Genomic DNA, 15368 nt, shown 5'->3' with positions numbered 1-15368 from the left:
CTGCACTTCCCGACACAGCAAACCGCCATAATTCCTGTTTACTTTTACATAATAAAAACCACGTAAAAACAATGGATTTAGGTGATGTTAAACAATAAACGACTCTCTCGCTGGCTAACGCTTTTTACGCTCGCGGCGACCGTCGCATTAGCGCTCCCGGCTCAAGCGAATACCTGGCCGCTCCCGCCGCCGGGAAGCCGTCTGGTGGGCCAGAATACCGTTCACGTTGTTGAAGACAATGGCGGTTCTCTGGAAGCGATTGCGAAAAAATATAATGTCGGCTTTTTAGCGCTGCTGCAGGCCAACCCCGGCGTTGACCCTTACGTACCACGTCCGGGCAGCGTGCTGACTATTCCGTTACAAACTCTGCTACCTGACGCCCCGCGCGAAGGGATTGTTATCAACCTCGCCGAACTGCGTCTTTACTATTACCAGCCAGGGACAAAATCGGTGACCGTGTATCCCATTGGCATTGGCCAGTTAGGCGGCGACACCCTGACGCCAACAATGGTCACCACCATCTCTGATAAGCGTGCTAACCCGACCTGGACACCAACAGCGAATATCCGCGCACGGTATAAAGCCAATGGTATCGACCTCCCTGCCGTAGTACCTGCCGGGCCGGATAACCCGATGGGCCATCATGCAATCCGCTTAGCGGCTTACGGCGGTGTGTATTTGCTGCATGGAACCAACGCGGATTTTGGCATCGGTATGCGTGTTAGTTCCGGGTGTATTCGCCTGCGTGACGGTGATATTGAAACCTTATTCCGTCAGGTTACGCCGGGAACCAAAGTGAACATCATCAACACGCCGATTAAAGCCTCCGTTGAACCTAACGGTATGCGCCTGGTTGAAGTACACCAACCGCTGTCAGAAAAGATTAATGACGACCCGCAGTTACTGCCAATCGTGTTGAATTCATCAATGCAGAACTTTAAAAATGCGGCACAAACAGACGCAGCTGTGATGGAGCATGCAATGGAGCTACGTTCAGGCATGCCTGTAGACGTGACGCGCCATCACGATGCTCCTGCACAAACGCTGTAAATTCAGGCCATAAAAAAACCCCGCCGGTTTGTTCCCGCGGGGTTTTTTATTGAATTCGCAGTGGCATTGCGAGGGCTTACAACTTATTTATAGATAACTGCAGTCCCGTGAAGGGTGTTAGGACCGGTAACAGAAGTAATACGGAATGACTTCGCCCCCATTTCATCTGCTTTCTGTGCCAGTTGATCTTCCAGAGAACCTAAATTAGTCCCGGCGTTGGCGGAGATAATACCGACTTTCTGTTGGCCTGCAGGTGTAGCCTGAACTTCAACAGCGGCAAAGCTTGCAAATGAAAGTGAGCTCAGGACAGCAGCGACAAAAAGAGTTTTTACGTTTTTCATGATAGTGACCTTTAGCAGATGAATGTGTGCCGTAAGCGATTAACTTAACGATCGATAGATAAATCATAGATGTGATCCAGGTCACACGTCAACATTTTTTTATAACGATTGTTATTTAAAGTACAAAGGTCTTATTTTTCATATCAATAGCATTGAATTATTTTTATCTTGAATGCACTGGAGTGTCTGCGCGATTATTTTTATAATGGTTATTCAATAAACCCAACCAGGTACAACGGCACCATGACAACTGAAACGACAGGTTGTGCAAAAAAAAGCCGTGGCCGACCAAAAGTGTTCGACAGGGAAGCCGCGCTTGATAAGGCCATGACACTCTTCTGGCAGCACGGATATGAAGCGACATCGCTCGCCGATCTCGTAGAAGCAACCGGGGCAAAAGCGCCTACGCTGTATGCAGAATTTACCAATAAGGAAGGACTGTTTCGTGCCGTGCTGGACCGCTATATCAGTCGCTTCGCGGCAAAACACGAAGCCCAACTGTTTTGTGAAGAAAAAAGCCTCGAATCTGCACTTGAGGACTATTTCACCGCCATAGCGACCTGCTTCACCAGTAAAGACACGCCTGCGGGATGTTTCATGATTAACACATCCGCTACGCTGGCCGCCTCCTCCCGGGACATTGCGCACACGGTTAAATCCCGTCACGCCATGCAGGAACAGACGCTGGCTCAGTTTCTGCATCAACGACAGGAAAAGGGTGAAATACCGGCACACTGCGATGTACAAAAGTTGGCTGAATATCTGAACTGTATTTTGCAGGGTATGTCGATCAGCGCCCGCGAAGGAGCCTCGTTTGAAAAACTGATGCAGATCGCACGAACCACCCTGCGGCTGTGGCCCGAACTCGTCAAAGCTTAACCCTTTTCCGCAATTCCCCCGCTGTACTAACCCCCCCGGGAGCTGATAGAGCCCCCGGTTAGATTTCCGTTCCATTGTCCCTACATTTCTCATTGTTTTCATCGTGTTATCCGAACATTTTTTGTAAAAGGTATTGATAACGACAATTGTTATCAGCAATATTCGCATTTGTTTTAATGCCTGTTTCACAATGTAACCATCGGTTTCTCTACCGCTATAACAAAAACAGATCGACTCTTTTTAAAAGGAATACAAATGAATAAGCGTCTCTGGGTGCTCAATCCTCTCCTGTTGTCTTTAACCCTACCGGCCATTGCGGCTGAGGAAGAGAACCTCATCGTCAGCGCCAACCGGAGCCAACGCACCGTGGCAGAAATGGCGCAAACGACATGGGTTATCGAAGGCAGAGAGATTGAACAGCAGGTTCAGGGGGGGAAAGAGTTTAAAGATGTTCTGGCTCAGTTGATCCCCGGAATCGACGTCAGCAGCCAGGGACGGACCAATTACGGGATGAACATGCGTGGTCGCGCCATCGTTGTGCTTATTGACGGTGTTCGTCTCAACTCTTCCCGCACCGACAGCCGCCAGCTCGACTCCATTGATCCGTTTAATATTGCACACATTGAAGTTATCTCCGGGGCAACATCGCTGTATGGCGGCGGAAGTACCGGTGGTTTGATCAACATCGTCACCAAAAAAGGTCAGCCTGAGCGTGAAGTTGAACTCGAACTGGGCAGCAAAAGCGGTTTCAACAACAGTAACGATCATGACGAGCGTGTTGCCGCCGCAGTGAGCGGAGGAACCGACCGCGCATCCGGACGCATGTCTGTCGCTTATCAACGGTTTGGGGGGTGGTATGATGCCAACCACGACGCCTTAATGCTCGATAATACCCAAACCGGTCTGCAGAATTCCGATCGCCTGGATCTGATGGGTACCGGGACGATTGAGCTTGATGACAACCGCCAGCTGCAGCTGGTTACGCAGTACTACAAAAGCCAGGGAGATGACGACTACGGACTGGATCTCGGCAAGAACATGTCTGCCGTGACGGGAACCGGCAACGCTCATACCAGCAGCGGTCTCAATTCCGACCGTATCCCCGGCACGGAACGGCATCTGATCAGTCTGCAATATTCCGATGCCAATTTCTTCGGCCAGAATCTGGTCAGCCAGATCTATTACCGTGACGAATCACTTAAATTCTATCCCTTCCCTACGCTGAGCAAAGGTAAGGTCACCAGTTTCTCCGCATCACAGCAGGATACTGACCAGTTTGGTGCCAAAATCACCCTCAACAGCCAGCTGATGGAAAACTGGGAACTGACATGGGGTATCGACGCCGATCACGAAACATTCGATTCCAATCAAGAATTCTTCGATCTTGCTTATTCCCTCCCCTCTGGCGGTATGGATAATCGAACGGCCTACACCACCGGGCGTTATCCCGGTTACAGCATCACCAACTTCGCGCCTTTCCTGCAAAACAGCTACGACATTAATGACATCTTTACGCTCAGCGGCGGTATCCGCTACCAGTGGACTGAAAACCGCGTTGATGATTTTGTCGGCTATACGCAACAACAAGGCATCGCAACGGGTCTGGCGAACTCTGCTGATAGTATCCCGGGTGGCAAAGCAGACTATGATAACTTCCTGTTTAACGCGGGCATCCTCGCACACCTGACCGATCGCCAGCAGACCTGGTTCAACTTCTCTCAAGGTGTGGAACTTCCCGATCCCGGAAAATACTACGGTAACGGTACCTACTCGCTGGTTGGTGATCATTATCAGCTCCAGCGCAGTGTTAACGTAGCGGATTCACGTCTGGAAGGCATTAAAGTTAACTCTTACGAACTGGGGTGGCGCTACACCGGCGATAACCTGCGTACACAGCTCGCCGCTTACTATTCCACGTCTGATAAATCGATCGTCGTTAACCGCAACGATATGACTATTAACGTACAACCCGACGATCGCCGGATTTATGGCCTTGAAGGCGCGGTGGATTATTTCATTGCTGATACAGACTGGAGTCTGGGAAGTAACTTCAACATCATTAAATCGGAAGTGAAGCAAAACGGTAAATGGCAAAAATGGGATGTCACTCTGGCTTCGCCATCTAAAGCAACCGCATGGGTTGGCTGGGCGCCAGAACCGTGGTCGCTGCGAGTACAGAGTCAGCAGACATTTGACCTGAGCGACGCCAGTGGCAACAAGCTGGATGGGTACAATACGATGGACTTTATCGGCAGCTATCAGCTCCCGCTGGGTAAACTGAACTTTAGCGTTGAGAACCTGCTGAATGAAGAGTACACCACCCTCTGGGGACAGCGTGCACCGTTACTCTACAGCCCGACTTATGGCAGTCCATCCTTGTATGAATACAAAGGTCGGGGTCGCACCTTTGGTTTGAACTATGCCTTAACCTTCTGATAAAAAAAGCCCCCCAGCCTGAGCGATGGGGGGCTAATATTCATGATAACGCTATTTTACGCCTTGTTATTCAGAACCAACTGGCCGTTGTTATCCAGCGGAATTTGCGTACCGGGATCTTTATCCATGCGGATTTTGCCCTGCTGATCGCCAATTTTATACGTTACGTCGTAGCCCAGCATTTTTTCTGATTTGTCATACACTGTTTTACAACGTTGTTGTGTGGTTGTGTACGTATCGTTTTCCTGCATTGACCCCTGAATCTGGTTACCTGCATAACCGCCACCTAGCGCACCAGCAACGGTCGCAATGTCTTTGCCGCGGCCACCACCAAACTGATGACCAATTACGCCCCCGGCAACCGCACCCAGCACGGAACCGGCAATACGGTTTTCATCCTGTACAGGTTTACGGTGAGTAACCGTTACGTTACGACATTCCTGGCGCGGTGTTTTTACCGTTTCTTTAATCGGTGTTGCAGAGACGACTTGTGCAAACTGTGGGCCACGCTCAAAAACGTTTAGACTGGCCACCGCTGCCACACCCAGCGCAGCAGCTACGCCAATCCCTATACCCGCCAACATTGATTTATTCACGGGACTTCCTCCTTTTTTGCTATTAGCAACAACTTTGCAACAGAAGGTAAATAATGCCAATCAGATTACGGATGAAAATCGCGGAGAAAGGGGGTAAAGCAGCATGATTCAGAGAACTCTGAAAGAAAGTGCCGGATGAAGCATTCCATCCGGCATTATAAGCCAGTATTAGTGCAGTTTAAGACGCGGACGAATCACCCGGTTAATGCTGCCAACCAACATCATCAGGCCGGTTTTGAAGTAACCATGCAGCGCAATCTGGTGCATACGGTACAGTGAAATGTAGACAAAGCGTGCAATACGCCCTTCCACCATCATTGAGCCACGCGTCAGGTTGCCCATCAGACTGCCCACGGTAGAGAAGTTGGAGAGAGAAACCAGAGAACCGTGATCTTTATACTGATACGCTTTTAGCGGTTTACCGTTCATCTGCGCCAGAATGTTGTTCATCGCGCAGGATGCCATCTGGTGCGCAGCCTGGGCACGCGGCGGCACAAAACCCCCTTCCGGACGCGCGCAGGAAGCACAGTCACCAATCGCATAGATGTCCGGATCACGCGACGTCTGCAGGGTTGGTTCAACCACCAGTTGGTTGATACGGTTGGTTTCCAGACCACCAATCTCTTTCATAAAGTCTGGCGCTTTGATACCTGCTGCCCACACCATCAGATCAGCTTTGATGTACTCGCCATCTTTGGTATGCAACCCACCTTCGTCAGCGCTGGTGACCATCGTCTGAGTCAGTACACGTACGCCCAGCTTGGTTAACTCGTTATGCGCGGCGCTGGAAATACGCGGCGGCAACGCTGGCAAAATACGTTCACCGGCTTCCACCAGTGTGACGTTCAGCGCTTCATTGGTCAGCCCTTTATAACCATAGCTGTGCAACTGTTTTACCGCATTGTGCAGCTCAGCGGAGAGTTCTACCCCCGTTGCACCACCGCCGACGATAGCGATATTCACTTTGCCGTTCGCGCCCAGGTTTGCAGAATATTTCAGGAACAGATTCAGCATTTCCTGGTGGAAGCGACGCGCCTGGTGCGGGTTATCGAGGAAAATACAGTTCTCTTTGACGCCCGGCGTGTTGAAATCGTTGGACGTACTGCCCAGTGCCATCACCAGCGTGTCATATGGCACTTTACGCTCAGGGACCAGCAGATCGCCTTTCTCGTCTCGCAGCTCAGCAATCGTGATGGTTTTCGCTTCACGATCGATATCCATCACCGAACCCAGCTGGAACTGGAACCCATGGTTACGGGCATGCGCCAGATAGCTCAGCGCATCAACACCTTCATCCAGCGATCCTGTTGCTACTTCGTGCAGCAACGGTTTCCACAGGTGGCTGTGGTTTCTGTCTACCAGCGTGATTTTTGCCTTTTTCTTACGACCCAGTTTTTTACCCAACTGCGTCGCCATTTCCAGTCCGCCAGCACCGCCGCCGACAATCACGATCCTTTTCAATGGTGTAGTCAACGTGACCCCCTCAAATTTATTAACCAATTGTTAATTAAAAGTTATGTATATAGCCTTTAATTAACAACAAGTTACGATATTGAAAATGTTCCTCGAGACTGAGAATAACACGAACGGTGCATTGGTCATACCAAAATTGATGTGCATCAAGTTTTGATGCTGAAAAGATAGACAACCCAGACTTTTAGGACAAAAAAACCAGCCCGAAGGCTGGTTTTTTAAACGCTCAGTAAAGATTAACCTAACGTCTTGAACGCTTTGATTCGCTGCAAATGCGGGGAGATATTTTTGAATTTATGGGTTTGTTCTTCATCCCATACAATTTCATAGTAATGATGCAGCTCCTCCGATGAACGCTGGCTGTTCAAGGCTTCATCATGGCGTGACAGAATAACCAGGCAGCGATCGCGATTTTTCTCGCGGAAGTTGGTCACACATTTTGTGGCGATATCAGCATACTCTTCCGGCCTGTCGATTTTCCCTTCCATATTCTCATACGGGAACAGGTTAGGGTTAAACACCACCTGACGAATATCACACAGGAAACCAATTCGTTCTGCCCAATATCCCCCGAGCCCGACGCCACAAATCAGCGGTCGGTCGTCGACATTAAGCTGCAGCATTTTGTCCACTTCTTTCAGCAGATGCTGCATATCATGTTTAGGATGCCGCGTACTGTAGCTAATCAGCCTGACATCCGGGTCAATAAATTGCAGTTGCAATACTTTCTCGTGGTTGCCCGGACTGTTAGAGTCAAAACCGTGTAAATAGATAATCATCGCATCCTCGCCAAACGTGCGTTAATGACCTGCTTTCTCTTCCTGCCAGCGCTCATGAAGCTGGTTGAGCTGGGCGCTTACCGTCTTCCAGCGTGCCGAGTCCATCAGTTCCTGACGTGAAAATGAACCTTTATGATACAAACGTGTAACACGTTCTGCATTGATCGGCGACAGATTATCTAACACACTGACCGCTCCCTTACGATTATTGCAGACCAGGATCATATCGCAACCTGCATCCAGCGATGCCTGCCCGCGCTCTGCGTAGCTCCCCATAATCGCCGCACCTTCCATCGACAAATCGTCGGAGAAAATCACGCCGTCAAAACCCAGCTCCTGACGCAGTACCGTTTTTAACCAGTGTGGCGAGCCGCTCGCCGGGCGCGGGTCCACATCACTGTAGATGACGTGAGCAGGCATAATGGCATCCAGTTTGTTTTCAGTGATTAACGTCTGGAATACCGACATATCTTTCGCGCGGATCTCGGCTTCTGAACGCGGATCGGTTGGCGTTTCTTTATGCGAATCCGCCGTCACTGCACCATGTCCGGGGAAGTGTTTACCGGTCGTTTTCATTCCGGCCGCATGCATGCCATCAATAAAGCGGGTTGCCATCGCTAACGCTTTTTGCGGATCGGCATGGTAAGAGCGCTCGCCGATTGCTGCGCTGATATGCCCCACATCCAGAACGGGCGCGAAGCTAATATCAATATCCATCGCGATCATTTCACTGGCCATCAGCCATCCAGCTTCCTGAGCCAGTTTGCCCCCCTCTTCCAGCCCATGCAGTGCAGCAAAAGATTGCGCCGCGGGCAGACGGGTAAAACCTTCACGAAAGCGCTGGACGCGCCCCCCTTCCTGATCCACTGCCACCACCAGATGATTACGCGATGCCGCGCGGATCTGGCGCACTAATTCACGCAACTGTTCCGGGTCATGATAATTTCGGGTAAAGAGGATCAACCCACCTACCAGCGGATGCGCCAGAATCTCACGCTCTTCAGCGTCCAGCTCATACCCTTCGACATCCAACATTACTGGGCCCACACTGCTCTCCTTATCCTTTCATTGTTAGCTGCCGCCAGGTTTCATCGGCCAGCCTGATAAATTGTCGATCGCCGGTTTGTTGCCAGCGATACTCAAACCACCCCGCCTTCAGCATCATTATCCAGATTTGCCATCGCCTGACCTGTCGCCAGAGCGCATCTTGCTCAATATGCGCTCGTTGGGCGTAGGCGCTAACCAGCCGTTGGTGCTGGGACTCATCGCTGACCCATACCGCCGCCAGTTCCAGCGCGATATCACCGTCGCCGGCATATTCCCAGTCAATCAGCCGCAGCCCTGAGTCTGTACGTACGATGTTGTCGCCGTGGACATCCATATGCAGCGGCCCCAGGCGCAAAGGTCGAGGCTCACCGCTTTTTCTTAGCCGCTTCAGGGCGCGCAACCAGCATGGCGTACGACGTGCCGGATCGCTACACTGCCAGTACTGCTCGAGTAGCGACAGCAGGCTGATTCGCCAGCCGAATCGGGGCTGCTGGTGCAGATGATACAATAAGCCAGCGAGTTCGTCGGCGTCCGGTAATCTGGATTCTACCTTACCGTGAAAAAAGTCGACGACCATCCATCCGCGCGTATAAAAGCGAGGACGCGGCGCAAGACTTTCTGGCAAATGCTTTAACGCATGATAGTGGCGTAAGAAATGCGATTCTGGCGCGTAAGGATCGTGATGACAGCGCAACACTAAACGGTGGGCTTGATGTTCGATGATGCAGCTCCCGCCGCTTAGGCCGCTCTGGCTGGCTGCGACGGGATGATACTGCGGGAAATAGCGCGACAGAACTTCATCGCGCGTCAGTTTGTTATTGTTGCTGAACGGCACCTTTACCTGACCAGATTATCTCGCCAGTTTGTACCAGCATTAATTGCATTTGCAGCGCAGGTGAATTGACGTTACCGGAAGCGCTGGAATAGAGCACATACTGCGCGCCAACGTTACGGGCAATACCAATCGCTTTGCTGCGTGTTCCCAGGCTGTCGTTCGGCGACAGACCTAACTGCTGCTTGGCTACTGCCAACTGCTGCGCAGAAACCAGGGTAAATTTACCATTATTCGCCAGCGCATTTCGCAAAGTCTCGGTGGCTTCACCCGCGTTTAACGAGCCGTTGGTACGGTTATTTACGCTATCAACCAGCAGTACGCCCCCAGCTTTCACACCCTCAGCTTGCAGCATTTTGCCGACCATCGGCTGCATTGCCCCGTTCCAGTCATAATGACGCTGACGTGGGGTTGGCTGCGCCGTTTGGTCCTCGTGTTCAATCGGACCCGGCTGCTGCGGTATGGTTGGCACCGTTGGTACAACCGGAACTGGCTGTTGCTGCTGCACGGGTTGTTCCGGTACTGGCTTCACTTCCTCTACCGGCGCGGGCTCACGTTGAGCCACACAACCAGAGAGAAACATCGCCAGCGCGGCAATCAATGCGTAGCGATTCATTTTGATCTTCAAGATTCACCCCTTACAAATAAAGATAAAGCCTAACCTTGTGCGCCCCCAGATAATTGGCGCTGCCGTACAGCGTTACCGACGAACGAGCCGGGATAGTCATGCTGCGTGGCGCTTCCAGAGGGTGCATCTCCAGCCCTCTGGCGTCATACCAGTAAAACCGATAATGAACGGTAACGGGTTCTTGTCTTTCGTTATAGAGTCGTGAGGATGCTGAGGCCTGAATATCAGACGTTGTTAATTCAGGCGGCTCTGCGGTGATACCCGCCGCCAGTACTGTTGATTCCATCACCAGAGACTGTTCATCACTGACCGGAATTTCCGGGTGTGAACGGCAGCCAGCCAGCAACAGCAGACCCAACGTAAGCGCAATGCATCCTCTGGTCATTATTAAAGACCTTTATGCGCGAGCATTGGACCAAGCGCACGTCCACCCAGCAGATGCATATGAATGTGATACACCTCCTGACCGCCGTGACGGTTGGTATTCATAATCAAACGGTATCCATCTTCGGCAATGCCTTCCTGCTCAGCGATTTTCGCCGCCACTGTGATCATTCGTCCCAGCGCCTGCTCATGCTCTGCCGTCACATCGTTGACGGTTGGGATTAAAACGTTCGGGATGATCAGAATATGCGTTGGTGCCTGAGGTGAAATATCACGAAACGCAGTGACCAGTTCATCCTGGTATACGATGTCCGACGGAATTTCACGACGAATAATTTTGCTGAATATAGTTTCTTCTGCCACGACGTTTTCCTTTTTCATTAAGAGCCCATGCGTTGTGCCATGCTACGCCGGGTGACTCTGCGAGTATAGAGTATGAGCGAGTTACTCACGCTCTTTCAACTTTAACCCTCGATTTTTTAAGCAAAAAGCCCTGCCAGCGCTGTTCTTATAACCATTTCCCGGCGCTATCGCTCTGACATAGTACTGAAACAATATTTCATTTATGCGTAGCATTTGTTTACATATTGAATGCAAATGCGTATATTTCGCATTTGCATTCTCATGAAAGAAAAATAATTAACAGCCAAAGGGTTCATTACGCAGTCACGTGATTCGAACTTAATATTAATAATTATCAAGGACTTTCCGATGTCTTTCACAACACACTACAGGGACGAACAGCATCGTTCTGCCATTGTCCCATCCCTCCTGGCAGCCTGTATTACGGCTGCGTTATTGCCTTGTACCAGCCTCGCCGCCTCCGCAGAAGAGACCGTGATCGTTGATGGTTCAGCCTCCGCCACATCCAGTGATGAGCAGGATTACAGCGTTAAATCGACATCCGCAGGCACAAAAATGCAGATGACACAGCGAGATATCCCGCAATCTGTCAGCATCGTCAGCCAACAGCGTATGGAAGATCAGCAACTCCAGACACTGGGCGATGTGATGGATAACACCATGGGGATCAGTAAAAGCCAGGCGGACTCTGATCGCAGCAGCTATTTCTCTCGCGGATTCCAGATCGATAACTACATGGTCGATGGGATCCCGACCTATTTTGAATCCCGCTGGAACCTCGGCGATGCCCTTTCTGACACGGCCTTGTTTGAACGTATAGAGGTGGTTCGTGGCGCAAACGGGTTAATGACCGGCACGGGGAATCCTTCGGCCTCCATTAACATGATCCGTAAACATGCAACCAGCCGCGAGTTCACGGGGAATGTCTCCGCGGAATACGGAAGTTGGAATAAGCAACGCTATGTGACCGATCTGCAAAGCCCATTGACGACAGACGGCAACGTGCGTGCCCGCATCGTGGCGGGTTATCAAAATAACGATTCCTGGCTTGACCGTTACAACAATGAAAAAATGTTTTTCTCGGGGATTGTCGATGCCGATCTGGGCGACACCACCAGCCTGTCAGCAGGTTACGAATACCAGCGTATTGATATCAACAGTCCGACCTGGGGCGGCTTGCCGCGCTGGAATACCGATGGCAGCAAAAACAGCTACGACCGCTCGCGCAGCACCGCGCCTGACTGGACTTACAATGACAAAGACATCAACAAAGTCTTCGTGTCACTCAAACAGCGTTTCGCGGATACCTGGCAAACAACCCTGAATGCCACACATTCCGAGGTCAAGTTCGACAGCAAGATGATGTACGTCGACGCTTACGTTAATAAAGCTGACGGCACACTGATCGGTCCCTATGGCAACTATGGACCGGGCTATGATTACGTGGGTGGAACAGGCTGGAACAGCGGCAAGCGTAAAGTCGATGCCGTCGATCTCTTTGCCGATGGTGGCTACGACCTGTTTGGTCGTCAGCATAACCTGATGCTGGGCGGCAGTTACAGCAAGCAAAATAACCGTTATGAGAGCTCGTGGGCGAACGTATTCCCCAACGAAATAGGTAGCTTCTATACCTACGACGGTAACTTCCCGGAAACCAACTGGAATCCGCAATCGCTGGCCCAGGACGATACCACGCACATGAAATCGCTGTACGCCGCGACACGCATTTCTCTGGCCGACCCATTGCATTTGATCGTCGGCGCGCGCTATACCAACTGGCGTATCGACACCTTGACCTACAGCATGGAACAAAACCACACCACGCCCTATGCGGGTCTGGTTTATGACATCGATGATAACTGGTCCACTTACGCCAGCTATACCTCTATCTTCCAGCCGCAGAACAAACGCGACAGTTCCGGTAAATATCTCTCCCCTATTACCGGCAACAACTACGAGGTTGGTCTGAAATCAGACTGGATGAACAGCCGTTTAACCACCACCCTCGCCGTATTCCGCATTGAGCAGGATAACGTGGCGCAATCAACCGGCGTACCAATCGCCGGTAGCAATGGGGATACGGCCTTTAAAGCGATGGATGGAACGGTCAGCAAAGGCGTTGAATTCGAAGTGAACGGTGCGATCACGGATAACTGGCAGATGACTTTCGGCGCAACGCGGTACGTTGCGGATGACAACGACGGCAATGCCGTCAATCCGAACCTGCCGCGTACTACAGTAAAACTGTTCACCCGTTATAACCTGCCTGCCCTGCCGGCACTGACCGTGGGGGGCGGAGTTAACTGGCAGAATCGAGTGTATAGCGATACCGTGACGCCATACGGCACGTTCCGTGCAGAACAGGGAAGCTACGCGTTGGTGGATTTATTCACTCGCTACCAGGTAACGAAGAATTTCGCCCTCCAGGGCAATATCAATAACCTGTTCGATAAAACCTACGATACCAATGTCGAAGGCTCTATCGTCTATGGTGAGCCGCGTAACGTCAGCCTCACTGCCAGCTACCAGTTCTGATAATACCCAGTCTGTAAAGTATCCACCTGCATGTCGGGTGGATTTACTGAAAAGCTAAAAAGCAAAAAGCCCGCTCAAGTTTCCTTAAGCGGGCTTCTTAAATATGGCTCCTCTGACTGGACTCGAACCAGTGACATACGGATTAACAGTCCGCCGTTCTACCGACTGAACTACAGAGGAATCGTGTGAACGGGGCGAATATTAGCGATGCCTGTCTGCGTTGTCAAAGCCTGAATGGATATTCGCGATCGTTTGCTGAAATATTCTTCATTTCGTCGTTTATTCAGACGTAGACGGTTGTTTTATACACTTTTCACGTTCAGAACGTGGGTATTTCCACAGCCAACGGCCTGTGACCATTCGCCAGTAAAATAACGCGGCCCGTACTGCCCAGTCGAAGAACATCCCCATCCAGACGCCAACGACCCCCCATCCTAATACGATCCCGAGGGTGTAGCCGGCGACAACACGACAGCCCCACATCCCCAACATGGAGACCCACATAGCGAAACGGGCGTCACGTGCACCTTTAAATCCAGCAGGAAGAACCCATGATGCTGCCCATATCGGCATAAATGCCGCGTTCAGCCAAATCAGGATGACAATGACCTCTTTTACATCCTGATCGTGGGTGTAAAACGAAGCCATCACGCCAGCAAACGGGGCGGTTAGCCAGGCGATGGCGGTTAATCCGATTGTGGAGAGCCAGAATACATGCCGCAACTGGATTTCCGCCTGAGCAATCTGTCCATTTCCCAGACGTCTGCCAGTAATGATAGTAGACGCGGAACCTAAAGCGTTTCCCGGCAGGTTGATCAGTGCCGCTATCGAAAAGGCAATGAAGTTACCGGCAATTACGCTGGTACCCATACCCGAAACAAACATCTGCGTAAGTAACTTGCCACCGTTAAACAGGACTGACTCTATACTGGCAGGAATACCAATCCCCATGACTTCCCAGATGATGGCAAGATTCAGCGGTTTAAAATAGCTCTTCAGGGGAATGCGCAGCGCTGGGTTAAATCCAATCATCAGCACCCATATAATGGCGATGGCACCAATGTAACGTGAAATCGTCAACCCCAGACCTGCGCCGACGAATCCCAGCCCTTGCCAGGAAAAAATGCCGTAGATCAGGATGCTACTGATAATAATGTTCAGGATATTCATACCACCGTTAATCAATAACGGTATTTTGGTATTTCCGGCACCGCGCAGTGCGCCGCTGCCAATTAACGCAATTGCCGCCGCAGGGTAGCTGAGCACTGTTAATTCCAGATAGGTAAGTGCCAGTGCTTTTACATCAGGGGTGGCTTCTCCTGCAACGACATCAATAATCTGCTCACCGAAATAGTGAATCACCGCCGCCAGTACGACAGCAAATATCGTCATAATAACCAGTGATTGTCTGGCTGCGGCTCTGGCGCGTCGGCGATCGCGCTTTCCGAGACTAAAAGCAACCACCACCGTCGTGCCAAGGTCGATGGCGGCGAAAAATGCCATGATGACCATGTTGAAGCTGTCGGCGAGTCCGACGCCTGCCATAGCTTCTTTACCCAACCAGCTCACCAGGAAAGTGCTCAGTACTCCCATCAAGAGTACACAGGTGTTTTCCAGAAAAATGGGGACAGCAAGCGGGGTAATTTCGCGCCAAAAGAGAACTTTATAACGCTTGCGTTTGGCATACCAGGGCGTGCGGGATGCGACCTGGCGTAAGGCTGCGGAGACGTTCAAAGTGGACCTTAATGAAGAAAGTTGAAACCTCATTTCAAATGATGAGGGAGAATCAAAAAAGCTGCAAAGTTTTTTCCATTTAAAATGTCTGTAAATGCAACAAACTGTCGAGAGAAGCACCAATTGATCCCCAATGTAGGAATTGGGGTTTGACAAAAGTTTTTTCGCCGCTAAGATAAGCCTCCACAACGATTCCTCTGTAGTTCAGTCGGTAGAACGGCGGACTGTTAATCCGTATGTCACTGGTTCGAGTCCAGTCAGAGGAGCCATATTTAAGAAGCCCGCTTAAGG

15 protein-coding genes and 2 tRNA genes are annotated in these 15368 nt (G+C 50.9%); 5 read left to right on the top strand and 12 right to left on the bottom strand.

Annotated elements, in window-relative coordinates:
• Positions 1-84 precede the first annotated feature (84 nt).
• Positions 85-1050 (top strand): L,D-transpeptidase family protein, encoded by a 966-nt coding sequence (locus FDX24_RS15800; protein WP_137364586.1) that lies wholly within the window; start codon positions 85-87, stop codon positions 1048-1050.
• 83 nt (positions 1051-1133) lie between these two features.
• On the opposite strand, the gene bhsA is transcribed toward FDX24_RS15800, so the two are convergent.
• Positions 1134-1391 carry a multiple stress resistance protein BhsA gene (gene bhsA, locus FDX24_RS15795; RefSeq protein ID WP_040231961.1) on the bottom strand — a complete coding sequence of 86 codons (258 nt, stop codon included), beginning with the start codon at positions 1389-1391 and terminating at the stop codon, positions 1134-1136.
• A gap of 243 nt (positions 1392-1634) precedes the next feature.
• On the opposite strand from bhsA, the gene comR reads away from it, so the two are divergent.
• Together comR and FDX24_RS15785 are read left to right on the top strand one after the other, a co-directional pair.
• On the top strand, positions 1635-2270 hold the full coding sequence (comR, locus tag FDX24_RS15790; RefSeq protein WP_115643520.1) for a TetR family copper-responsive transcriptional repressor ComR: 636 nt from the start codon (positions 1635-1637) through the stop codon (positions 2268-2270).
• Positions 2271-2525: 255 nt separating this feature from the next.
• Positions 2526-4706, top strand: coding sequence for a TonB-dependent siderophore receptor (locus tag FDX24_RS15785; RefSeq protein WP_137364585.1), 2181 nt, complete (start codon positions 2526-2528; stop codon positions 4704-4706).
• 56 nt (positions 4707-4762) lie between these two features.
• Here the strand turns inward: FDX24_RS15785 and FDX24_RS15780 are convergent, their stop codons facing one another.
• The 8 genes from FDX24_RS15780 to hinT form a co-directional block, all read right to left on the bottom strand.
• Positions 4763-5302 carry a glycine zipper 2TM domain-containing protein gene (locus FDX24_RS15780; RefSeq protein ID WP_048211960.1) on the bottom strand — a complete coding sequence of 180 codons (540 nt, stop codon included), beginning with the start codon at positions 5300-5302 and terminating at the stop codon, positions 4763-4765.
• Positions 5303-5470: 168 nt separating this feature from the next.
• Positions 5471-6775: an NADH-quinone dehydrogenase gene (ndh, locus tag FDX24_RS15775; RefSeq protein ID WP_048211961.1), complete on the bottom strand. Its 1305-nt coding sequence runs from the start codon at positions 6773-6775 to the stop codon at positions 5471-5473.
• A gap of 236 nt (positions 6776-7011) precedes the next feature.
• Positions 7012-7554 carry an alpha/beta hydrolase YcfP gene (ycfP, locus tag FDX24_RS15770; protein ID WP_061067733.1) on the bottom strand — a complete coding sequence of 181 codons (543 nt, stop codon included), beginning with the start codon at positions 7552-7554 and terminating at the stop codon, positions 7012-7014.
• A 21-nt stretch (positions 7555-7575) separates the two neighbouring features.
• The gene (nagZ, locus tag FDX24_RS15765; protein WP_115602217.1) at positions 7576-8601 is read right to left on the bottom strand and encodes a beta-N-acetylhexosaminidase; all 1026 of its coding nucleotides are present in this window, start codon (positions 8599-8601) and stop codon (positions 7576-7578) included.
• Positions 8602-8611: 10 nt separating this feature from the next.
• Positions 8612-9436 (bottom strand): thiamine kinase, encoded by an 825-nt coding sequence (gene thiK, locus FDX24_RS15760; RefSeq protein ID WP_137364584.1) that lies wholly within the window; start codon positions 9434-9436, stop codon positions 8612-8614.
• On the bottom strand, positions 9417-10049 hold the full coding sequence (gene lpoB / locus FDX24_RS15755) for a penicillin-binding protein activator LpoB (RefSeq protein ID WP_137364623.1): 633 nt from the start codon (positions 10047-10049) through the stop codon (positions 9417-9419). Before lpoB ends, thiK begins: the two co-directional genes overlap by 20 nt.
• Before the next feature lie 22 nt (positions 10050-10071).
• Positions 10072-10446, bottom strand: a complete 375-nt coding sequence (locus tag FDX24_RS15750) for a YcfL family protein (RefSeq protein ID WP_048211964.1) — start codon at positions 10444-10446, stop codon at positions 10072-10074.
• 2 nt (positions 10447-10448) lie between these two features.
• The gene (hinT, locus tag FDX24_RS15745; RefSeq protein WP_005121105.1) at positions 10449-10808 is read right to left on the bottom strand and encodes a purine nucleoside phosphoramidase; all 360 of its coding nucleotides are present in this window, start codon (positions 10806-10808) and stop codon (positions 10449-10451) included.
• A 348-nt stretch (positions 10809-11156) separates the two neighbouring features.
• Here hinT and fhuE point away from each other — a divergent pair, with 348 nt between their 5' ends.
• Positions 11157-13343 (top strand): ferric-rhodotorulic acid/ferric-coprogen receptor FhuE, encoded by a 2187-nt coding sequence (gene fhuE, locus FDX24_RS15740; protein ID WP_137364583.1) that lies wholly within the window; start codon positions 11157-11159, stop codon positions 13341-13343.
• A gap of 104 nt (positions 13344-13447) precedes the next feature.
• Here the strand turns inward: fhuE and FDX24_RS15735 are convergent.
• The 3 genes from FDX24_RS15735 to FDX24_RS23865 form a co-directional block, all read right to left on the bottom strand.
• A tRNA-Asn gene (locus FDX24_RS15735) sits at positions 13448-13523 on the bottom strand.
• Between the two features lie 99 nt (positions 13524-13622).
• Positions 13623-15110, bottom strand: coding sequence for an EmmdR/YeeO family multidrug/toxin efflux MATE transporter (locus tag FDX24_RS15730; protein WP_225807936.1), 1488 nt, complete (start codon positions 15108-15110; stop codon positions 13623-13625).
• Between the two features lie 46 nt (positions 15111-15156).
• Entirely contained in the window at positions 15157-15264 is a 108-nt protein-coding gene (locus FDX24_RS23865) for a DUF5951 family protein (RefSeq protein WP_353622658.1), read from the bottom strand.
• A 6-nt stretch (positions 15265-15270) separates the two neighbouring features.
• Here FDX24_RS23865 and FDX24_RS15725 point away from each other — a divergent pair.
• Positions 15271-15346, top strand: a tRNA-Asn gene (locus FDX24_RS15725).
• Positions 15347-15368: the final 22 nt, after the last annotated feature.

It is taken from the genome of Citrobacter sp. wls716 (assembly GCF_005280975.1).
Classification (GTDB): Bacteria; Pseudomonadota; Gammaproteobacteria; order Enterobacterales; family Enterobacteriaceae; genus Citrobacter; species Citrobacter youngae.
The sequence above is the reverse complement of the archived record's forward strand: the minus strand, read 5'-3'. Positions and strand labels throughout refer to the sequence as shown.